The sequence below is a fragment of the Methylocaldum marinum genome, assembly GCF_003584645.1.
In the GTDB taxonomy this organism is placed as follows: domain Bacteria; phylum Pseudomonadota; class Gammaproteobacteria; order Methylococcales; family Methylococcaceae; genus Methylocaldum; species Methylocaldum marinum.
Genome location: NZ_AP017928.1, coordinates 1,541,479 through 1,562,800, shown reverse-complemented (window position 1 = coordinate 1,562,800; position 21,322 = coordinate 1,541,479). Strand labels below are relative to the sequence as shown.

Here is a 21,322-nt window from a genome sequence, read left to right as displayed (position 1 = left end):
ATTTCCCCTGCCTACGTAGCTAGTGCGTAATTGCGCTAATCAGTGAATACGAAAAACTGTCACAATTATTTTAATAATATGTGGGATGTTTATATCGTTTAGTTTTGTACTTGGCAGTAGTGATTAACTGTCAAGTCCCGCCTGTTTATAAACCTACTTGCGAAGTCGACAATGACAACTACCCCCGTTTTGACAATTGCCATACCCGCATATAATAGGCCGAAAGAGCTGGAGTTTGGGCTATCCAAACTGATTCCACAGATTCTGGGCAGATATGAAAATGATGTTGAGGTCATTATCGCGGATGATAGCTCCCCCAGCGATAGTCTGCAGGCAGTTCGTGAAATCGCAAACCAATACAGGTTTATCCATTTCGATCGTCATCCAAAAAACATAGGATTAGAAAGAAACCTTATCGCTTGTACAAAAAAGGCTCGAGGAGAATTCTTGTGGATCTTTGGTGACGACGACTTTTTGGAAGCTAGCGACTCGCTCGAATATATTATGACGTTTTTACGCGAGGAGCGTTATGATTTCTATGTTCTTAATCGTACTCGTCGTAGCTTTGATCTCTCCAAACTAATATCGCCTAACTGGATGGGCCTTGATCCAGATAAGTGTTTCACGTTCTCTGGCCTTCGGGACTTTTGTCTGTCTTACGGGTTTATTAGTGTAATTGGTTTCGTATCCGTAAATATCTTCCGTCGCCAAGCCTTCTGCGAAATCGATGCGAATAAGTACTTCGGAACGATGTATCCGCAGCTAGGAGCAATGGTGGAGGCATTTCATCGTCGTCCCACCCTTCTTATTGGACGCCCTTTGATCTGCCATCGGACACAGACGCAAGAAGAAAAGAAAGCTGCACTTGGTGTGAAACAAACAGAGGCAGATTTCATGTCAGACGTCCAAAGGCGGAACGCGATCTATTTTAGTCACCCTTATGTAGCTATGATACTAAAACTGGTTGAATGTGGGGCGTTTCAACCAGACGATATTTTACGGATACGAGAAAATACCGTTATAAATGGGTTGTTGATCGATTTTTTCATCGAGACGATCACGCTAAACCACATCATGGGGCTGTGCGTGCCCCGTTCAACTTGGGAGATAACCAGCCGTTTTTTTGCAACTATACCGCTTGACGACAGCCGTCGTAAGCGGATAGAGCCAATTCTGAGAGAACATTTACAATGATACGCCATTTAAATGAATCGCCGGCGAAGGAACAACTTGCGGTTTTTCGCAATTGTCCGTTAACGATCTCTGTAATTACCCCAAGTTATAACCAGGCAGAGTTTTTAACGGAATGTCTAGAATCCGTTCGTAATCAAACCTACAAACCGGTAGAACATTTCGTATACGATCCAGGTTCAAAAGACGAAAGCCAGTCAATTGCTACGTCGTTTTCGCACGTTACGTTGATCACAGAGCTAGACGAAGGGCAGTCGGACGCTGTAAACAAAGGATTTAAGCGCGCAAGTGGAGATATTATTGCGTGGCTTAACTCAGACGATCTCTACGCAAATCCAAACGTATTTCAGCAAGTGGTGAAGCGCTTTCTTGAGGAGGATAATCCAGATATTGTTTACGGCAAGGGTATTTATATTGATGAGAGTGGTAAGAAACTCCGTGATGCCTACGTTAATAAGGATCCTGGTACGTTCGCGTGGCGCTTCCAGCACGAAGACGGAATTTTGCAGCCGGCGTTGTTTATGAGACGAAGGGTAATCGAGCAAGTTGGATTTCTGCGAAATGACCTTCATTATACGATGGACTACGAATATTGGATCCGTTGTATGAAGGCCGGTATAAAGTTTGCCTATATCGATGAAGATTTAGCATTTGCGCGGTATCACAGGCGTAATAAAACGTATGGTATGCGGGGGAGTAGTTACTCAGAGATCTGCGATATCATGAAGGAGCATTTCGGGTATGTAAGTCACATATGGCTGAGGCGATATGCGGAGTTTTTGATTGAAGGATATGATGGCGTGTTGGCCACTAGCGTAGGACGCGACGTAAAAAGCGGGTCCTCACTTGAGCGTTGTTATCGTGACCTGTTGGTAGCCTACAACACTAGCTTCGATACCTATACAGAGCTCGTCAAAAATGCATCGCAGAAGGGATATGGAGATACTTACCGAGAGATGAAGAAGTTAGGAATTGGTCTTCAGGTTCCATGTAAAGATGTTAGCTCTGAGGGGCAAGTAATCCGAGGATATACGTCTTATGTTGTTGGCTCGCGGCGTTGGGCGTACGAAAGTAACTGGAAGGCGGCACAAATTGCTAGGTCACATGCCTTTTTACTTGAAAGAATTGCTAAGCGCCGTTCTGATATTTGTATCATTGTGGGAAATGGCCCTAGCTTGAATAAGACAAACCTTGATCTGTTGGCAGGCCAAGATGTAATAATTTCGAACAACTCATTTCTTGGTGAGAAATTAATTCGGAACGCGACGTACTATACGGTTGTTAATTATCTCGTTGCAGAGCAAAGTTCGCATCACATAAATCGGTTAGAGGGTGTTTATAAGATAATTCCATATTGGCTGGCATATTGTATTAATCCAAGTAACAATACCCATTTTGTTGATGCCGTCGGTCGTGCCGAATTTTGCAAAGATATATTCAAGAATATGTCGTGGCGGCACACAGTAACGTTTTTTAATCTACATTTGGCATATGGGTTAGGCTATAAAAAGGTTGTATTGATTGGTTTTGACCATAACTATAAACAGCCTCCTGGAATTGCGGAACAACAGGTAATTCATAGCTATGAGCCTGACGAGAATCATTTTGATTCTCGCTATTTCCGTGGCAAGAAATGGCAAGCGGCAGATGTGGATAAAATGGAAGAAATGTATCGGCTTGCGAAACGTGCTTATGAAGAGGAAGGCCGAACAATCGTTAACGCTACAGTGGGCGGTAAGCTTGAGTTATTTCCTCGAGAAACATTAGAACAGGCAATTGGGTGTATAAACAGCGGAACTTCTGTGTCGCTCGGCAATAGTATTTCAAGCCGGAATGTCAGCGTCAATCTTGAAGGAGGTACGATTAACTCTGAGGTTTCCCTATTGCTCGAGGAAGTGGAGTTTCAACGCGGTAAACGGGCACACTTGGATGAGGCAGAGCTAATAGCTGAGCTCATTTTTTCTTCCGTTGGAGATTATTCTGATGGGATCATGATAGATGCGGGGGCTCATTTCGGCTGCAGCGCCGAGCCGTTTGCATTCAAGGATTGGACAGTGTATTGCTTCGAACCAGACCCGTCTAATCGAGCACATCTGAGGGCGAAGTTTGAAGGAGCGCCCAACGTTGTAATTGACGCTCGAGCGTTGGCCGATATCACGGATGCACAAAGGCCCTTTTTTTCGTCGTCGGAAAGCTCGGGCATCAGCGGTCTTTACGCTTTTCGCGATACGCATAAGCAAACGGCTGTAGTTGATGTTACCACGGTCGCGATGATAGTTGATCAATTTCGGCTTGACAGGATCGACTTCCTGAAGATTGACGTAGAGGGCTTCGATTTTGCTGTTCTGCGAGGAGTGCCGTTGGATGATATACGGCCAATGGTAATTCAATGCGAGTTCGAGGATTCCAAGACAGTTCCACTTGGACATACGTGGAAGGATATTGCAGATTTTTTAGTGGGGAAGGGTTATACGGTTTACGTAAGTGAATGGCATCCGATCATCCAATATGGCATCCAGCACGATTGGTGCCGTTTGTTTCGTTATCCCGGAACGCTGCGAGATCCTAAGGCCTGGGGAAATCTTTTGGCGTTTCAGGAAGATCCAGGTACAGAGGCAATCGTGAATGCATTGCGCCGATGTGTTAAGGTGAAGAATGCAAGTGTCGTGGAGCGCCAACGGGAAACAAATTCGTCCCAAGAATTGCTCTTGGAAAAGTTGAAAAGGTGGAGTGGAATGCAGTATATGGAGTTCGCGGGTTGGGTTAAGAAGCGGAGCTTGACGGCGTTCCGATTCGGCCAAGCCGCAAAGTGGTCGCTGCAAGTGGCCCGCCGTCATCCCCGCACCGCGCTCGGCTTGCTGGGCGCGCTAGTTTTACTTGCTGGTGCACCAGCCTATCCGCCGATGTGGGGGTACCGGATTTTCTTATGGAGCGCTACGGGACTTCTGGCGGTGTCGGCTCTGGCTATTACCGGCGTAGCCATGGCTAACACAGTTATAGGTCGCTTGGTCGAGACTCAGAGGGCAGAGATGGAAGCGCGCCTGCGGGTCATGAGGCGTGATAGCGAGAGCCGCTGGACAGCGCTGGAATCCAAATTAGCGACGATCGAAAGTCGGCTCGGGTCGCTGGCGGAGAGTCTACAATCGGAAGAAGCGCAGGCGGCGAAGATTGCTAACGAACTGGAGAGGCTTACTGCCAGAATCGAAACGAAGACGTCTTTTCAACGATTTAACCGCACTTTGGCGCCTGTCCACGTGGAAACCTTGCGTAATGTCTGGGGCGAACGCCTCGGCTTGAGGTTGACGAATCCGGCGCTCGCATACTGCGCGCATCGCATCTGTAACATCGAGCAAAACGCCACCGGACGGCTGGCCACATCGATCGAAGATGCAGTTCTGCGCACACTCGTATCTTCAGCGGTAAAAAGCGAGACGCTTGAGGTTCTGGAGATCGGCACGTTATTCGGGATCGGTTTATCCATGATTTATGAATACAATCGTGGCCGATTTGAGCGCATTCACCTTACAGCGATTGATCCACTCACTGGTTATTACGGTGGCGGCGAGCCCGATGTACTGTTGAATATTCCGATCAGTAAATCCGTCTTTTGGCTCAACATGCAGCGTGTAGGCATACCGCGCGACGACGTGACTCTGATCAACGATCTGAGTACGAGCGAAGCAGCGATAGCGCGCGCCGGCAGCAAAAAGTACGATCTGCTCATCATCGATGGAGATCACAGTTACGCGGGCGTAAAGGCGGACTACCATAACTATGTCGACTTGGTACGAGCCGGTGGGTATATCATCTTTGATGATTGTGGGTCGACGGATTGGCCGGAAGTCAAGCAGTTTGTGGATGCTGAAGTGCTCACTGATCGTCGCGTTGCACTGGTAGGGTCGGAATGGAGAACTGCGATTTTCCGTGTAGCACAACAGACAAATGGGGACTAGGTCAAACTCGATCTCTCGAACGAACATGAATTTGTAGAGTAGGTTAGCGGAGCGTAACCCACCGATTCGATATCGCTCGGTGAGTTACGGCCGCGCGGCCTACCCCATCCTACATGGGGCTATAACCAGTGAGAAAAAAGCTGAGAAAGGAAATAAGAGATGGGAAGTAAGACTGCTTTAGTGACCGGTATCACCGGGCAGGATGGCGCCTATCTCGCCGAGTTGTTGCTGAACAAGGGCTATGTTGTCCACGGCATTAAAAGACGGGCATCTTTATTTAACACAGACCGCATAGACCACCTATATCAAGATCCACACGTCGAGAACCGTAACTTTATCCTGCATTATGGAGACTTGACGGATTCGACCAGCCTGATACGTGTAATTCAGCAAATACAACCGGATGAGATATACAACCTGGCGGCTCAGAGCCATGTCGCCGTGTCGTTCGAGGAGCCGGAATATACGGCGAATTCGGATGCGTTAGGAGCTCTGCGGATTCTGGAAGCGGTCCGCATTTTAGGTTTGGAAAGGAAAACCCGTTTCTATCAGGCCTCCACCTCCGAGCTTTACGGCCTCGTCCAAGAAATTCCACAGACGGAAACCACACCGTTTTATCCCAGATCACCGTATGCAGCGGCTAAGCTCTACGCCTATTGGATTACCGTAAATTATCGGGAAGCCTATGGTTTGTATGCTTGCAACGGCATTTTGTTCAATCATGAATCACCGATTCGCGGAGAAACCTTCGTTACGAGGAAGATTACCCGTGCCGTTGCGCGTATCAAGCTGGGGCTTCAGGACAAACTTTATCTAGGCAACCTGGACGCCAAACGAGATTGGGGCCATGCACGTGATTACGTGGAGGCCCAGTGGCTGATGTTACAGCAGGACACGCCTGAGGATTACGTGATTGCAACGGGGGAGCAGCATTCGGTTCGTGAATTCGTCCAGCTAGCGTTTGGCGAGGTTGGAATCGAGATTGGATGGGAAGGGCAGGGTGTTGACGAAGTGGGGATTGCCACATCGGGTCTAAGCAGAGCGGTATATGGAAAATATCGAAACCCTGTCGTCGTGGCTGTCGACCCTCGTTATTTCCGCCCCAGCGAAGTAGAAACCCTTCTCGGTGATCCATCCAAGGCAAAACGTCAGTTGGGATGGCATCCCAAAACCAGTTTCAGGGAACTCGTTTCTGAGATGATGCGCGAGGATCTCAAGCAGGCTGAGAAGGACGAGTTGTGCCGCCGCGAAGGTTATCGCACTTACGATTATCACGAATAACCCGATGGACAAGCAGGACAAGATATATGTGGCTGGTCACACTGGCTTGGTAGGATCGGCTATCTATCGCAATTTGAAGGCTCGCGGTTACAACAATATCGTTACCCGAAGCCACACAGAGTTGGATCTGACAAATCAGGCGGCAGTCCAGGCGTTTTTTGAAGGGGAGCGCCCGGATTGCGTGTTGTTGTGTGCCGCCAAGGTTGGGGGGATTCTTGCCAATTCCACGTACCCGGCGCAGTTCATCTACGAAAACCTGGCCATCCAGACCAATGTGGTCCATGCGGCAATGCAAGTTGGTGTTAGTAGGCTGTTATTTCTAGGGTCTTCTTGCATTTATCCGCGCGACTGCCCGCAACCAATACGGGAAGACTATTTGCTTTCGGGTCCACTGGAGCTCACCAATCGGCCCTACGCGATTGCCAAGATCGCTGGCATCGAAATGTGCTGGGCATATAATCGCGAATACGGTACGCGTTATTTGGCAGTTATGCCCACCAATCTCTACGGTCCGGGGGATAACTACGATCTTGAGACATCACATGTGCTGCCGGCTTTGATCCGGAAGATGCACGAAGCAAAAGATGCGGATGACGGTGAAGTTGTCGTTTGGGGAAAAGGAACTCCAAGAAGAGAATTCCTGTACAGCGATGATTTAGCAGACGCTGTGCTCCATCTCATGACCCTTCCTGACGATCAGTTTTCCGCTATTTGTGCGTCCCTCGATCACCCACCGCTGATCAATATTGGCTGCGGTGAGGACCTCTCGATCCGAGAACTTGCCGAGCTGATCCGTGAAATTGTCGGTTTTAAGGGCAAGATCGTGTGGGATGCCACTAAACCCGACGGCACTCCACGTAAGTTGCTCGATGTTACGCGACTGAGCGAACTCGGATGGCGAGCAACCACATCCCTTCAAGAGGCACCCCATTACCCACAAGTCTCCTGATGTTGTAGGCTGTTGATTTCTGATTTTGTACTGATTTTGTGGCGTGGGCGAAAGATGAGTTTGGCGGGGCGGTGTTGGGAGACTCACGCTTGACGAAGCGATTGATCCGGCTGGCCGACGATTTGTCGTCGAATCCGACGGCGAGCATCCCCATCGCTTGTGGCGGCTGGGGGGAGACCAAGGCAGCTTATCGGTTGTTGGACAATGAGGCGCTGGACTGGCGCGCCATGCTGGAGGCGCATCGCGCACCGACAATCGGCCGAATGGTCGGCCTGGAGCGGGTGCTGTGCCTGCAGGATACGACGGAGTTGGATTTTACCAGCCAGCCTGGGATCGTGGGCCTGGGGCGCTTGAGCTATGAGCGGCAACACGGGATGTACCTGCATCCGACTCTGGCGGTGAGTGAAAATGGGGTGGCGTTGGGGGTGCTGGACGCCTGGATGTGGGCGCGCAAGCCCAAGAGCGAGGCGGACGTGCCGGAAAGCCTGCGCTGGATCGAAGGCTATGAGCGGGTGGCAGAACTGGCGGCACAGGTTCCTTCGACCCGATTGGTCTATGTAGCCGACCGCGAGGGAGACATCCGTGCGCTGTTGGACCGCGCGGCGGCGCTGGGGCATCCGGCGGATTATCTGGTGCGGGCGCGGCATGACCGGGTGCTGGCCGAGGGTGGGAAACTGCGCGCCCAAGTGGAAAGCCAGTCGGCGCTAGGGGAGGTGGAATTTGCCTTGCCGCCGGCGCCGGGGCGGAAGGGCCGGACCGTGATGCAAAGCCTGCGCATGGCGCGGGTGACGCTGGCGCGGTGCGGTAGCAAAACCTGCGAGGTCACTGTGATCTTGGCGCGGGAGGAGTCGCCGCCGGCCGGCGAGAAGCCCATCGAGTGGCTGTTGCTCACCAATGAAGCAGTCGAGACCCTAGACGAGGCGTGTCTGCGCATCGCCTGGTACCGCCGGCGCTGGCTGGTAGAGATTTTCTTCCGCATTTTGAAAAGCGGCTGCCGGGTCGAGGCCCTGCAATTGGCGACGGTGGAGCGCTTGGAACGAGCGTTGGTGGTTTATCTGATCATCGCCTGGCGGATTCTGCACTTGGTTACGCTGGGCCGCGACTGTCCGCAGTTGCCTTGCGAGGTCGTTTTCGCTCCCGAGGAATGGCAGGCGGCGTGGTTGGTGGCGAAACGCCAGCCGCCGCCCGAAACGCCGCCTACGCTAGGGGAGATGACCCGGATGGTCGCCGGCTTCGGCGGCTTCCTGGGACGCAAGGGCGACGGCCATCCCGGCCCCAAGGCGCTTTGGGAGGGCATGCTGAAGCTCATGGCGTACGTTGAGGCGTTTCAGGCCGCCCGCAATGTCTATGGCGTCGGCTGACAGTTGTGGGTAATGGGATGCTTCAAGAGGGTATTGCAATGGCATATCAGGACTATCTCTCATCGCTTTCTCCTGCATCTGAAAGCCGAAATTGACCGTCTGCTTATTACTCGAAATCATCTTTCCATGGACAAGGTTTAATCCCTGCCTTTAGGCGGGCAGATATTATCTCAACAGTGGGATAGACTCCCCACAACTTCTTCAGGGGGCAGTAATGGAGTATCGCTGCGGACGCCATACGGTGTTTACCATCAAGTACCCATTCGCGTGGAAGACGAAATATTCCGATAAGGTACTGGTTGGCGAGGTGGCAGAGAGAGTTCGCGATTTGGTGCGACAAACCTGCGAGATGTTTGAGATCAGAATCTTAAAGGTGGTAGCCGGCAAGACCATGTTCACATTCTGGCGAATGCACAGCCGGAGCTGGAGCCGAGCAAGATCATGAGACGGTTCAAGGGCGGACATCAGGCGGCAAGAGTGACCTGGAACACCACTTGGAACCGAACCCCAATGGTAATTTTCGAATGGAACCGGAATAAGACGCGTCGTTCAGTCGAAGCGTATCCGGAGTTCCAATCCTTAACCGTAACTCACCGGCTTTCAAGTTGGTGATTGTTGAGTTTTGATCCGTGCAATTCAGCATCGCAATACCTGTATTCCGTCAAGCCGAATTTCTTCCCACGGCGCTCGCAAGTATTCGAGCACAAACTAGCCAATTTCAGCTATCTGTGATGGACGCGACTCCTGACGATAGCGTCCAAAAAATTCTGGAAAGCCATCGAGATATCCTGAGCTATCACCGGTATGGTCCTGACAGCGGCCAGTCCGAGGCTATTCAAGAGGGTTGGGATAACACCTCTGGCGACATCGTCGCGTGGCTATGCGCCGACGATTATTATTTTCCGTATACCTTGCAAGAGGTTGAAAGAGTTTTCACTGAACAACCGAATATCGATGTTGTTTATGGTGACTCCGTATTTGTCGATCGGTCTGGGCAGTTTTCGAAATATTTCCCGGAAATCGCCGACGATATCTCGTTAATTAAACGAAGTTGTTGTATCTCGCAACCCTCTTGCTTTATTCGGCGAACGGCTTTGAATAAGGTGGGACCGCTTAATCGGGATTTGCACTACATCATGGATTGGGATTTGTGGACTCGGCTCTATAACATAGGCGCAAAATTTTATTATTTAAAAAAGCCCTTGTCCGCTGTCCGAATGTATCAGGAAACCAAGACGGCCAGTGGATCTAAGGCGAGATATATTGAAATATACAATCACTTAAAGCATCACGCTGATCTAATACATACAATTCGTTCGCTGCTTGGATTTTATTATCAGGATCTTGCATCAAAGCAACGATCTTTTAAAGAACAAATTGAATTCAGTAGCATAAATCTTATTCGTTTCATCAAGCGTCATTTAAATCAGCGGTCGCCGTCGACACGGCAAGTGCTTTATGGTATCGAATCCTATTCGCACCGGGTTCATCGTGTATGCGACATTTTTTTACCCTGGTATAGGGAAGTATATCCACAGAATCTAACTATTCAGTGTAAGGACGCTCCTGGTCTGGAACTACTCATTAACGGAGATTCGCCTAGAACTTTATTTCGAAGTGGTGACAAACTAGTGTATGTCAGCGCCGACCTTGTCAGCATTAAGAATGTGATACATTTCCGGTTAATGACGCCTAGTAATATATGTTGGCAGTTATTGGCCATACATCTGGATTGACCTTTAATATCCAATTATGCCGAAGGTCGCCGTAATCATCGTTAGCTGGGATTCTGCTCCTTTCTTGAGCAAGTGTCTGGCTTCGCTTCGAGAACAAACATTTCAAGAATTCCGCACAATCGTTATCCATAATGGAGAATTTAACGACACCTTAGTTAGTGCACAATCCACGCTGGAGTCTGCTGAGATAATTTGTTTAGGGAAAAATAGAGGATTTGCTGCTGGAAATAATGTGGCGGCTCAGTTATTGAAGGGCAAGGATTGTGATTGGATCGCTCTGTTGAATCCGGACGCGTTTCCGGAACCCAACTGGCTCGACAATTTACTCAAGGCAACGATTGCTTATCCGGAATATTCGTTTTTTGGAAGCCGCTTAGTAGTCGCGCATGATCCAACATTATTGGATGGGGTCGGAGACGCTTACCATACAAGTGGATTAGTATGGCGGAGAGGGCATGGATCTACAGCCATAAACAGTTATGAAGAGCCCGAAGAGATTTTCTCGCCCTGTGCGGCAGCAGCGCTTTACCGTAAGGATGCTTTCCTGGAGGTGGGAGGATTTGATGAGGATTTTTTCTGTTATGTTGAGGATGTAGACCTAGGCTTCCGTATGCGTCTTGCAGGACATCGCTGCCTTTATGTGCCTGATGCTGTTGTTGCGCACGTTGGTTCAGCTTCAACAGGTCGGCACAGTGATTTCTCAATCTATCACGGCCATCGCAATATCGTATGGACATATATAAAAAATATGCCATTTCCTTTATTCTGGATTTACCTTCCCCAGCATCTATTTTTAAATATAATAAGCGTAATTTGGTTTGTGTTTTTCGGCCAGACTCGAGTGATATTAAATGCGAAAATAGATGCAGTAAAAGGCATTCCGGTTATGCTAGAAAAACGGAGGACCATTCAGCGCAGTAGAAAGATCAAAGCCTTTGATGTTAGGAAAATAATGAATAAGGGAGTTGCCGGTAGGCATCAGCTATTAGGGATACAAAATAAAGTTAAGAGATTAATAAATAAGGTGGTGATAAGTAGATTGAAGTCCAAAATAATATAAGGCCTTCAAAGGCTTGATCAATACCATTAATATTCTAGGAAATAGCGCGGGGCAAAGTTAATATCAGAAACCGCGTTGTGATGATCAAAGCACATATCCAAGTTTATGCGATTTGCCGCTTCCGGCGTTATTTTTTGATAACCCGGAAGATTCGATAGCCAACCCAGAGCAAATCTCATAAGCGGTAGAGGTATGTGGATGATCTTGCATTTGGTTCCAAGATGCCCGGATATGCGAATGACCATGTCCCGGTAAGTGAGAACTTCTCCGCCGCTCAGGTTGTAAGACTTGTTGAATGTTTTCGGATTGTCGATCGCATCGAGGCAAGCGAGCGCCAAATCTTCTGCATGAACCGGCTGGCGTAATCCGTCGCCCGCTCCGACCAGGGGAAAGAACCGGAATCGCTTGATGAAACGGGCGATTGTCGTGACATTCTTATCTCTTCCCAAGCTGTAGACCAGTGTGGGACGAAAAATGGTCCAACTGATATTCCGTTCGGTGCAAAAAGATTGCAGGTCTTCCTCGGCTTTTTTTAGTTTACTTACCATTTGGCGCTCTTGCTCCGAGCCCGATTTCTCTTTGGTGAAAAGGCTGGTCGAACTGAAGGCGAGGATACGTTTGATCCCGCTTCCGGCGAGACGGTCCAGTAAAGGCGGTAAGGCCCATAAAGGGGCCAAATGGATCAATACATCGGCCCCGTAGGTTTCGCGCAAACCGCCATTCCCGATATCCTGCCGATGCCAAACGATGACGCAACGATTGCAAGTCCCTGCAATCGGCGGTTTTCGGCTTATGGCGTGAACCTCGAAACCCGATCGAACCAACGCTGGTAATAAAAAATCGCCGATCAAGCTGGTGGCTCCGGTGACGATTGCGCGTCGGGTGGGAGCCGCAGGTTCAGTAGATTCGGTTGGTTCAGGACAGGCATTCGGAAAACTCTGATTTCCCATGTTATCGAGGCGCACGGTCTGTGTTGATAGTTGATGTGAAAGGTCCTCTTCCTGACCGGTGTCGTCGGGCTGTCCTAGCCGACAGCCGTCGGGCGAGTTGCACTTGGCTAAATTTGCTTCCGGAGCATTTGTCCGGTAGGGTGAGAGTTTTGTTAGCGCTGTCGCCGGGGATGACGGGCACGTCCTATCGGCCTTTGGCCATCCTACGGAAGCTGCATTTATCTCGGTTATTTCCCGATTAGAGTCTGTACGGCCGATCTTCATTTTCGGAGTGATCATAACCACTAGCGACTTTGTGGAATATCGAACAGCAATACCTGCCATGACTAGCCACATGACAGCGGCCGGATATTGATGGCGGAAAAACTTTTTATAAAAGCGGACCATCCCCATGTGCTTATAATAGACATTATCGGAAACCACCTTTCATAACCGGAACAGAGGAAAAGGCCGGCTATCAATAACTCTGGTTTCGGCAGTAGCTCCTGTAATTGTGCAGGCCGCAGGCCAATTCAATGACGACATCGTCGTAGCCTTCCTTGGTGTTCCTGAACACGTCTTTGACGACGCGGCACCGCTTGATTCCCGAGATGATGTGTTCGATGATCACGCGGATGCTTGAGTGGAGCCGGTTGGCCTCCTGGTCGTCGGCCGAAAGCCGGCCGTTGCGCGGCCTCTTCTTCGGCTGGTGGACTGTGACATTCGCCAGTTCGTGTCCCTGGAAGCCGCTGTCGCGATACAGCTCGACGCCGTCGGGGAACCGGGTCCCTTCTTCGTCGCAGATCTTCTTGTCGTGCTTCTTGCCCTCATGGGTCGAACCCAAGTACTTGACCTGCCTGTCCTCCAGGCCGCCGACAAGGTTGTTCTTCACAGTGTGGCATTTTTTTTACCGCTGTAGTGGATGCGTTGCCCCAGGTCGTTGACGGGGCGGTTGATGCGCCTTTCCGTCCCGTCTATGCCCAAGTCCTGCCGCGCCTCCTGCTCCAGCCTGGACAGCATCTCCTCGGTGAGCCGGGCGGGCTTGTGCCCGCGGGCGTCAAGTGTCTTGTTGAGCACCCTGCTCAACAGGTGGATCGTGAAGTTGGCCTGGGGTTGGCTCATGCCGAACAGATGCGCGATGACCTCTTGCAGAGGGTAGGTCTTCAGATAGAACAGGATGAACAGCAGCCGGTCGGCCATGCTCGCGATAATCGGCGGACGCCCTCCTTTAGTCAGATTCCTGCCGGTTTCTTCGGCCCATGTCGCCGCAAAAGAAACCAAGAGTTCCTCAAACTCGGAGGCCTTCAGACTGGTCATGGCCATCAATGTCTTCGGCTTTTGCTTCACGTCTTCGTAGGAAAGCATACTCTTGCCCTTAGTTCTCTTAGTTCTCTTCGTTATTCAATGACAGACTGTCATGCTAGTTTCCGATAATGTCTAATATTCGACCAAGGCGGGTCGAGAAGTGCTGCAAACACCGCCGACGTGCAGGATTTCAACGTTGGGCACGAACAGGATTTCGAAGCCTGCCTGTCGGAATCGCATGCACCAATCCAAGTCCTCACAATGCATGAAATAGCCTTCATCCAGCGGGCCGACTTTTTCCAGCGCGCTGCGCCGGACCAGCATGAACGCGCCGGAAATGGCTTCGATCGCAACAGGTTCGCGTGGTAAGGGGGTATCTGTCTGTATAAAACTATTCAGTTTTGGATGGTATTTCGAGAATTTGTATAACCCCATCAGTCGGACAAAGGTCCGCCACGGCGTCGGAACGGCACGCCGACATCCCGCCTGTTCGCTGCCGTCGGGGTTCCGGATCAGGCAGCCGGCCATTCCGGCCTGCGGATGCTTCTCCATGACGGCCAACATTCGCGCTAGCGTATCGGGACGGATCAGACAGTCCGGGTTTAAGAAAAGAATGTAATCGCATTGCGCTAGAGGCAGGGCAATATTATTTGCCTTGGCGAATCCGAGGTTTTCAGGGTTTTCGATAATCTTGAGCCGTTCGTTCTCGGCAAAGGCTTGGCGCAGGGTATCCAGGCTGTTATCGGTAGATCGGTTGTCGACGACTAAAGTTTCTACGGGTGCGGTAGAAGCGAGCACCGAGCGCACGCATTCGGTAAGAAGCTTGCCGGCGTTAAAGTTGACAACAATTACCGAGATCGGCGGTGGTACGTCCATATCCTGGAAACTCCTCGTATTTCGATCCTATGCTGATGAGCGAAAGGAAGATGACCTGGCAGTCGCATAGAAAAAGTCAGCTTTCGATTTTTCTGACTTCAACGCGTCCAAAGAAGCGATGATCAAGCTGCATAAAAAACGCTGCGACTAAGCGCCAAAGCGACTTCTTGCATGAAGGCAGGCGGTGGTAACGATGCATCGAATGTGAAAGGGCTAGACTGGACCTGCTGTCCATGATAGCGGTTGCCGTGACCAGACCGACCCGGGCTGTAGCGTGCCGGAATTTTCCTTTTTTGTCGTGAAACGGGTTCGAATAGCCAGTCGCTGAAGGCTGCGGAAGTGATTTTTCGCAAATTCGAGTTTTCGTGTCATTTGAATGACGCCAAAAAATACCCCAACAGAGCGCGAAATACAAACGGGTAGATTTGTAGCGGCTCGATCGAGCACCGCGACGACGAGCGTGTCACGCCGCATTGTCGTGTAGTCGGCGAGGCGGTGTAGATACACTGCAGACATCGTTGTTTGCAGGGATGGCAGGGGGCTGTTTGGTGCAGTCCAGCGAAACGATGTTCGATACTCGAGTCGGAATAGGGCAGCAAGCCTAAGAATACCTGCTCCCGATTGCGACTCCCTAATGTTCCGTCATGCTACCTATCTCGTATTGATTGGTGCAAGTCCGCGCTCAAACCGAGATGTTCAGCTCGGTGTCGGGCGGGGAATCGACCGGCATGTACAAGAATTCCGGATGTTTTCTCCTCGCCAAAATCGTTATTATCCTGGAAACGGTGTTTTCGCAGGATTGGTTTTAAGGCGAATACACGTCCCCACATATTGCCTCATTACTCCATTTCAATGTCCCTGTTCGACAGTTGGTTTCAGGAAAAGCAGTCGGCCTGGCTGTATCGCATCATTGCCGCAGCAGAGAGCGATCGCCGGATGCGGCGCTTGTTTCGCAGGCTGGCGGAGCAGTCCGACGTTCAGGCCGCAATCTGGGAGAGGCGAATTCAGGCGGAGGGTTCGCCGTTGCCGTCCTTCGAACCGACACTGCGGGCTCGTCTAATCGGCCGCCTGGTACGGGTGTTCGGGCCCAAGGCTTTGCGGCCCGTGCTGGCCAGCATGAAAATCCGGGGACTTTCTGCCTATTCGGGCCGCGGGCTGGAAATGCGCCATCCGATGCCGACCAGTGTCGAAGAAATAGGTCGGCGCCATAAAGGCGTGGCGGGCAGCAATCTGAGAGCGGCGGTATTTGGCGTCAATGACGGGTTGCTGTCGAATACCAGCCTGATCCTGGGCATGGCCGGAGCGAGTACGGAAACTTCCGTGGTGGCGATGGCCGGCATCGCCGGTTTATTGGCCGGTGCTTTATCAATGGCTGCGGGAGAATACATTTCGATGCGCTCGCAGAGGGAGTTGTTCGAATACCAGATCGATCTCGAACGCGCCGAGTTGGCGATGTTCCCGGAGGAGGAAGTCGAGGAATTGGCTGTCATCTACGCCGCCCGGGGCATGAGTTTGCAGCAGGCGCGCCGCGCAACCCGGCGGATGATGAGCGACCCGGAGAATGCCTTGGATCTCCTGGCGCGCGAGGAGCTGGGCGTGAATCCGGATGACCTGGGTTCGCCCTGGGGAGCCGCGCTGTTCTCGTTTCTGTCGTTTTCTGCGGGTGCGAGCCTTCCGCTCGTTCCGTTTCTTCTAGGGCTGGATATGCACAAGAGCATCCAGGTCGCGGGAGTGTCCGCCGGAGTCAGCCTGTTCGTAATCGGCGCCTGTCTGAGCCTTTTTACGGGACGGAGCGCCTTGCTGGGAGGGCTTCGTATGGTGCTGATCGGTGGTTTGGCCGGCGTCGTGACCTATGCGATCGGAGCCTTGATCGCTCCCGATGCACCGGGTGTAATCTAAACGGCTTAATCCTTTTAGAAGGCATTGAGTTGGCTGTTAAATACCAATGGTGTTGGTTCAAACCTGAAGCCTATCTTATAGTAGGTCCCAAAACCGTTCGACAGACTCGGGCGAACGGCCTACTGACAAATGCTCTTAGCCGTATTTTGCCGTCCGGCAACGGTCCACGCGATAGCGCTTCGAGGAACCTGGGAAAGAGCAATTCGTTGATCTAGGACGAAGCGATAAGCCGTCCGCGGTTTCGATTTCTTTCGTTATCTGCGAAACTTGTGTTTTTACCCCGCGACTAAGAGAAGGGCGGGAAGCGTTACGAACCGCCGAGGTCGGTGTGCCCGGAGCGTAGTCGAGGGCAAAGGATTCCCGGCCCGGCGACGAGTCCGGAAACGACAACAGATCAAGGTGTAGGTCGACAAGTCTTTGCCGACGAAGAACGCGCAGCACCTTGTCACATATCCTCCAAGAGAATTCTACGCCAGTTCGACATCCAACCCGCTTGACCTTCAGCCATGTATTCGATAGCAACCATGTTCACTTTTTCTGGTCCGGACTTGATCGGACATTTCATGCGACCCTCCGTGCACGGAGCCGCCGACGGTAATGGCGGCGGATTTCTGATGGTTGTCGAGAGTGCGTTGGATGCGGTTTCTCGCGCACTCGAATCGGGGATGTCGGGAAACCCGTTTGCCGGCATAGAGGCTCTGGGAACGAATCTGCACCCGCTGATCGTCCACTTTCCGATTGCGTTCCTGACAGGCTTTTTCGTGCTCGAACTCTTGGGCGTGGTGGTGAGACAGCCGGGGCTACGGAAAGCCGCGAGTTGGATGCTCTACTTAGGGAGTTTGGGGGCGATTGCGGCCGCCGTTGCCGGCTTAGTCGCTGCCGACAGCGTTCCACACGGGAATACCGTGCACGACATCATGGAGTGGCACGAACGTTTGGGCTTAACGATAGCCGGCTTGTCTTCGACATTGGCGCTATGGCGTCTTTTGAGCCGAGAGCGTTTTTCAGCCATGGCCCAGGCTTTGCATCTGTTTTTGGGAGGCATCGTTGTGGCCGCCGTCGTTTTTGCCGCGGACATGGGAGGGCTGATGGTGTACCAGCACGGTGTCGGGGTGAAAAACCTGCAGCTTGCAGATGACCACCATCATCATCACGATGCCGAAGATCATGAACATCAACATGTTCACAGCCACGCGGATCCAGGCGGCGCGCTGAAGGCTCACGGTGAGCCGGATAGCGACCCATAATCAATTGCGATCCGGGTTCCGAATTCGGGCCGCCTTCCACAAACACAAGGTCGGAATGCCGGAACGATTGTTGGCGAGCCGGCATTCCGAAGCGAATCGGAATCTTTCCCCGTCTCGAGCGGGCTAGTCCCTCGGCGGCCCTATCTCTGCACTCCTGCCCTGACTCGAGAGCGATACCGGACCAGCCATTCCGTCTTTCTTTCTATCGATCGCCTCGGTAACGCCGGCCGGTGAAACCGTTAGGATCGGGCCCGTCGCGGATACGCGACTGTCCGAAATGAAGCCGATAGTATCGCTTCTGAATCCCCACAAGGACATCGAAGTTCCGTGCGGTATCGTATGGTCGACTTTGTCGGTGCGCAGCCAGAATTCCGCGACGAAGGCCGGACTCCAAGCAACGGCCAACGCCGTGAATGCCGGAAGATAAAAATTGACCAGGCGTTTCCAGTTTCTGCTGTTCATGGTTCGGGTTCCTCTTTCACGGAATCAGTGCGTAAGTGCGTAAAGGTCCCGATATAGCTTGGCCAGAGCCGAGGAATACTTCTCGCCCATCGTTTTTCCGCGGTCCTCGCGCGCTTGGCGGTCCGAATCGGACCTCACGATCAGTGTGCCGACCAAGCCCATTTCCACGTCGAGATCCATGCGGGTGCCGGTGTGGTAAAGATAGGTTCCGGGGCGGGATGCGGTGAAGGTATAGGTGACGATTGCTTCGTTCTCCGGCGTGGCCGGATTGTCCGTAGGTTGAGCTTCGCGAGTCAGAAGTCCTTCGGTGCCTCCGCGGGCGGTGACGCTCTCCAACTCCGGAAACACGATGGATACCGGCCGGGGCCGGGCGTTATCACGCGGAGGCAAGGCGTTGCGTAGAGTGACGGTGACTACATCGCCCTGGTTCACGATCAGGGTCGGTCCCGGATACTGCATTCGGCCGTTGCCGCTGGCGTAGCCCCAAACGGGTACTCTGTCGCCGCCGGCTCGATTGATGTAGTCCTCCTTGGCGGTGAGTTCGAAGTTGGGGCCGGTAATACCGTCGATGGCGGCGGCTGCCGAATAGCCCCATGCGCCGATCAGCAGCAGGGTGTATAAAGCGGATGATCGTTGGTACCGGACAGCCGCGTTGCGGATGGCCCGTAGGGCCGTTATGGCGGCATCCTTGCCGACGATGCCGCGGGCGGCCGCGGGAGGGGCGCACATGGCTCGGACGATATCCGCATCGGAACCGTCCCGGGGCGTGTTGTTGTAAACGTCGCCCTGCCCCCCGAATTTGCGGGAAACAAGAGCGACATGGGATAAGTGACAGGCGGTCGAGGCTGTCTCCGGCCTCGTGCTCAGGCGAAGCGTGGACACATTCATGATTGTCTCCTCCTTGGTGACGTGCTTGCCGCCGCGCATCCGTCCGGCGGGTTGAGTCAGTCGAATCAGGGCATTTCGCAGTTTCCGAAGAGTTCGATATGGACCGCACCGATGGGGGTTCGAAGACCGAAACACGAATTGATGAGGTTTCCGCCTTGGTCGAATGTCGGTGCTGCGGCTTTGGTCGTCGTCATTTCCGGCGATTGGACGACGGTTGAAAGGCGAAGCCTAAAAGTCGGGAGAACGGGGGCGGGGGTCTGAGACCCTTCGGAAGACCGGAAATACGCGTGATGTCGCAGAATTCGAGCATCCATGCCCATCCTCCCTAAGACCGATGTTTTTCAAGCGAGCGTCAGCACGACGTCCCGTCGCTCGGCATCCGTACCGGGCGATGGGGCTAGAGTATTGAAAGGAGGCTAATAGGAAACTAAGGTGAATGCTGTATTCGGCGGCCTGTCGATACTGTAGCTTGTAGCGGCGATCGGATCCGGCTAGCCTGCCGAGGGATCTTCAGAGAACAGGCCTGGATTTCAAAAGTTTACGGCGGAAGCACGACGTTTTTTGGCCCGGCCCATCAGTCAATACCGTTTTAGGGAAGCTTTGAATAAGCCCTTTCCCCCTGGCAGAGGGTTGGGTGAGGGCCTGTTAAATCAATCAATTGCACAGGTCGCTTCTCCGAATTGGAGACTTAATCAGAGCTTCCTTGAGTTAGGCCGTCACCGCGGCAGGCACGCGTCGCGATTGAAGCGGCCGTTTGCGGTTGGGACTGCCGGCACGCAGGGCACAGGTCCCAAGCCGTCCTTGGCGGTGGCTCGAAATGCCGGTAAGGTATCGCGCACGTCCATTTAGGGCGATGCCTAAGAGCCCGAATCCGTCAGGCACGACTGGACCAATTTCGAAATTTCCGCGCCGCTGGCCGCGTCCTTGGAGAGAAAGTAATCGGCGCCGCATGCGGAAGCCGCTTCGCGATATTCGATGGCATCGTAGCTGGTCAGGATGATGACGGCGGGAGAATAAACCTCCTTTATCTTGCGTGTCAGTGCGAGACCGTTTTCGTCGGGCAGCTTGATATCCATGAAAATCAGTTCCGGCCGCGAGCGGTCGATGATTCTCATTGCCGCTTCGCCGTTTTCGGCCTCGGCAATGCCGAACCGGGCGAACTCGCTACTCAAGAATGCCTTGAGAGAGCGCCGAAACGATGCATTGTCGTCGACGATCAATATTCTGCACATGATCGTTAGATTCCCTGGTAAAAACGGAAAGCGTCATTCCCTTGCGTGCCGACGATGGATTTGCCGAACGACGGCACGTCGCTTATCCGATTGTTCGACCCTACACGCTCGTTTTGTTTGAGGCACTAAGCATTTTTGCTTATTTGGCTCGAGCCCGAAGCCGTAGAAGATCAGGAGAAACAAGGTAGCGTTTTCTCATGGAAGCAAAAAAACGAATCTGCCTCGCGGAGGATCACACGATTTTGCGGGAAGGCTTACGGATGCTTTTGTCGCAAGACCCGGAACTCGAGGTCGTGTGCGAAGTCCATGACGGGCTGGAACTCATCCGCAGGTGCCGCGAGCCGGAAGCGGATCTGATCCTGCTAGACCTCTCCATGCCCAGGGTGGGGGGGCTGGAGGCGATCCGGGAAATCAAAAGGCGTGTGCCGCAATCGAAGATCCTGGTCCTCACGGTACACGATGTCGAAGAGTACATTCATGCGGCCCTAAGAGCAGGTGCGGACGGATATCTCTTGAAGGACGCCACCCAGGCGGAGTTGCGCATCGCCATTCACAGCGTATTGATGGGGAAAATCTATTTGAGTCCGAGTGTCTCGGCAAAAGTCGTGAAAGGATATCTGCAAATCAAGACCGCCGAAGAACCCCGGTCGATCTGGGACAGCCTGACTCACCGGGAACGGGAGCTTTTGAAATTGATCGGCGAGGGCCACAAGAACAAGGAAATCGCGCAATATCTGCATCTCAGCGTGAAGACCGTGGAAACACATCGCGCCAACCTGATGAAGAAGCTGGATCTTCACAGCGCGGCTGCGCTGACGGCTTATGCGATAGAGCAAGGGCTGGTGTTGAAATAGTATGGATGCCTTGGCGATGCTGCAGGACTTCCCGGTGTGCCGGGCCGTAGAGCTTTCGTCGGCAATCCCTTGCCGACGAAGCCGCTCGAACGGGCCGTG

17 protein-coding genes and 1 pseudogene are annotated in these 21,322 nt (G+C 52.4%); 11 read left to right on the top strand and 7 right to left on the bottom strand.

What is annotated here, in order from left to right; translation table 11 throughout:
• The first annotated feature begins 171 nt into the window (after positions 1 to 171).
• The 8 genes and pseudogenes from sS8_RS06755 (at position 172) to sS8_RS06720 (ending at position 11,531) form a co-directional block, all read left to right on the top strand.
• Positions 172 to 1,194 carry a glycosyltransferase family 2 protein gene (locus sS8_RS06755; protein ID WP_119628974.1) on the top strand — a complete coding sequence of 341 codons (1,023 nt, stop codon included), beginning with the start codon at positions 172 to 174 and terminating at the stop codon, positions 1,192 to 1,194.
• Complete coding sequence (locus sS8_RS06750) at positions 1,191 to 5,144, top strand: FkbM family methyltransferase (protein ID WP_119628973.1); 3,954 nt, start codon at positions 1,191 to 1,193, stop codon at positions 5,142 to 5,144. Before sS8_RS06755 ends, sS8_RS06750 begins: the two co-directional genes overlap by 4 nt.
• Before the next feature lie 159 nt (positions 5,145 to 5,303).
• On the top strand, positions 5,304 to 6,425 hold the full coding sequence (gene gmd / locus sS8_RS06745) for a GDP-mannose 4,6-dehydratase (protein WP_119628972.1): 1,122 nt from the start codon (positions 5,304 to 5,306) through the stop codon (positions 6,423 to 6,425).
• A gap of 4 nt (positions 6,426 to 6,429) precedes the next feature.
• Positions 6,430 to 7,374 carry a GDP-L-fucose synthase family protein gene (locus sS8_RS06740; RefSeq protein WP_119628971.1) on the top strand — a complete coding sequence of 315 codons (945 nt, stop codon included), beginning with the start codon at positions 6,430 to 6,432 and terminating at the stop codon, positions 7,372 to 7,374.
• A 38-nt stretch (positions 7,375 to 7,412) separates the two neighbouring features.
• On the top strand, positions 7,413 to 8,735 hold the full coding sequence (locus tag sS8_RS06735; RefSeq protein WP_119628970.1) for an IS4 family transposase: 1,323 nt from the start codon (positions 7,413 to 7,415) through the stop codon (positions 8,733 to 8,735).
• A gap of 214 nt (positions 8,736 to 8,949) precedes the next feature.
• Positions 8,950 to 9,274 (top strand): annotated as a pseudogene (gene tnpA / locus sS8_RS06730) (IS200/IS605 family transposase).
• Between the two features lie 90 nt (positions 9,275 to 9,364).
• Entirely contained in the window at positions 9,365 to 10,471 is a 1,107-nt protein-coding gene (locus sS8_RS06725) for a glycosyltransferase (protein WP_119628969.1), read from the top strand.
• 16 nt (positions 10,472 to 10,487) lie between these two features.
• On the top strand, positions 10,488 to 11,531 hold the full coding sequence (locus sS8_RS06720) for a glycosyltransferase family 2 protein (RefSeq protein WP_119628968.1): 1,044 nt from the start codon (positions 10,488 to 10,490) through the stop codon (positions 11,529 to 11,531).
• A gap of 26 nt (positions 11,532 to 11,557) precedes the next feature.
• On the opposite strand, the gene sS8_RS06715 is transcribed toward sS8_RS06720, so the two are convergent.
• The 4 genes from sS8_RS06715 to sS8_RS06700 all read right to left on the bottom strand — a co-directional run bounded on the left by sS8_RS06715 (position 11,558) and on the right by sS8_RS06700 (position 14,641).
• Positions 11,558 to 12,904 carry an NAD-dependent epimerase/dehydratase family protein gene (locus sS8_RS06715; RefSeq protein ID WP_197716702.1) on the bottom strand — a complete coding sequence of 449 codons (1,347 nt, stop codon included), beginning with the start codon at positions 12,902 to 12,904 and terminating at the stop codon, positions 11,558 to 11,560.
• Positions 12,905 to 12,938: 34 nt separating this feature from the next.
• Positions 12,939 to 13,352, bottom strand: coding sequence for a transposase family protein (locus tag sS8_RS06710; protein ID WP_119628793.1), 414 nt, complete (start codon positions 13,350 to 13,352; stop codon positions 12,939 to 12,941).
• On the bottom strand, positions 13,349 to 13,825 hold the full coding sequence (locus sS8_RS06705) for a helix-turn-helix domain-containing protein (RefSeq protein WP_119628792.1): 477 nt from the start codon (positions 13,823 to 13,825) through the stop codon (positions 13,349 to 13,351). The genes sS8_RS06710 and sS8_RS06705 overlap by 4 nt, the downstream gene beginning before the upstream one ends.
• Before the next feature lie 72 nt (positions 13,826 to 13,897).
• On the bottom strand, positions 13,898 to 14,641 hold the full coding sequence (locus sS8_RS06700; RefSeq protein WP_119628966.1) for a glycosyltransferase family 2 protein: 744 nt from the start codon (positions 14,639 to 14,641) through the stop codon (positions 13,898 to 13,900).
• A gap of 831 nt (positions 14,642 to 15,472) precedes the next feature.
• On the opposite strand from sS8_RS06700, the gene sS8_RS06695 reads away from it, so the two are divergent.
• Together sS8_RS06695 and sS8_RS06690 are read left to right on the top strand one after the other, a co-directional pair.
• A complete protein-coding gene (locus sS8_RS06695; RefSeq protein ID WP_232020545.1) occupies positions 15,473 to 16,540 on the top strand; it encodes a VIT1/CCC1 transporter family protein in 1,068 nt (355 codons plus the stop codon).
• Positions 16,541 to 17,103: 563 nt separating this feature from the next.
• Positions 17,104 to 17,787 (top strand): DUF2231 domain-containing protein, encoded by a 684-nt coding sequence (locus sS8_RS06690; protein ID WP_232020544.1) that lies wholly within the window; start codon positions 17,104 to 17,106, stop codon positions 17,785 to 17,787.
• A gap of 123 nt (positions 17,788 to 17,910) precedes the next feature.
• Here the strand turns inward: sS8_RS06690 and sS8_RS06685 are convergent, their stop codons facing one another.
• From sS8_RS06685 to sS8_RS06675, 3 genes are all read right to left on the bottom strand, one after another.
• The gene (locus sS8_RS06685; RefSeq protein WP_119628964.1) at positions 17,911 to 18,249 is read right to left on the bottom strand and encodes a hypothetical protein; all 339 of its coding nucleotides are present in this window, start codon (positions 18,247 to 18,249) and stop codon (positions 17,911 to 17,913) included.
• A 24-nt stretch (positions 18,250 to 18,273) separates the two neighbouring features.
• Entirely contained in the window at positions 18,274 to 19,137 is an 864-nt protein-coding gene (locus sS8_RS06680; protein WP_145986436.1) for a cupredoxin domain-containing protein, read from the bottom strand.
• Positions 19,138 to 19,994: 857 nt separating this feature from the next.
• Positions 19,995 to 20,369, bottom strand: a complete 375-nt coding sequence (locus tag sS8_RS06675) for a response regulator transcription factor (protein WP_119628962.1) — start codon at positions 20,367 to 20,369, stop codon at positions 19,995 to 19,997.
• A 197-nt stretch (positions 20,370 to 20,566) separates the two neighbouring features.
• Here sS8_RS06675 and sS8_RS06670 point away from each other — a divergent pair, with 197 nt between their 5' ends.
• Positions 20,567 to 21,223 carry a response regulator gene (locus sS8_RS06670; protein WP_119628961.1) on the top strand — a complete coding sequence of 219 codons (657 nt, stop codon included), beginning with the start codon at positions 20,567 to 20,569 and terminating at the stop codon, positions 21,221 to 21,223.
• Positions 21,224 to 21,322: the final 99 nt, after the last annotated feature.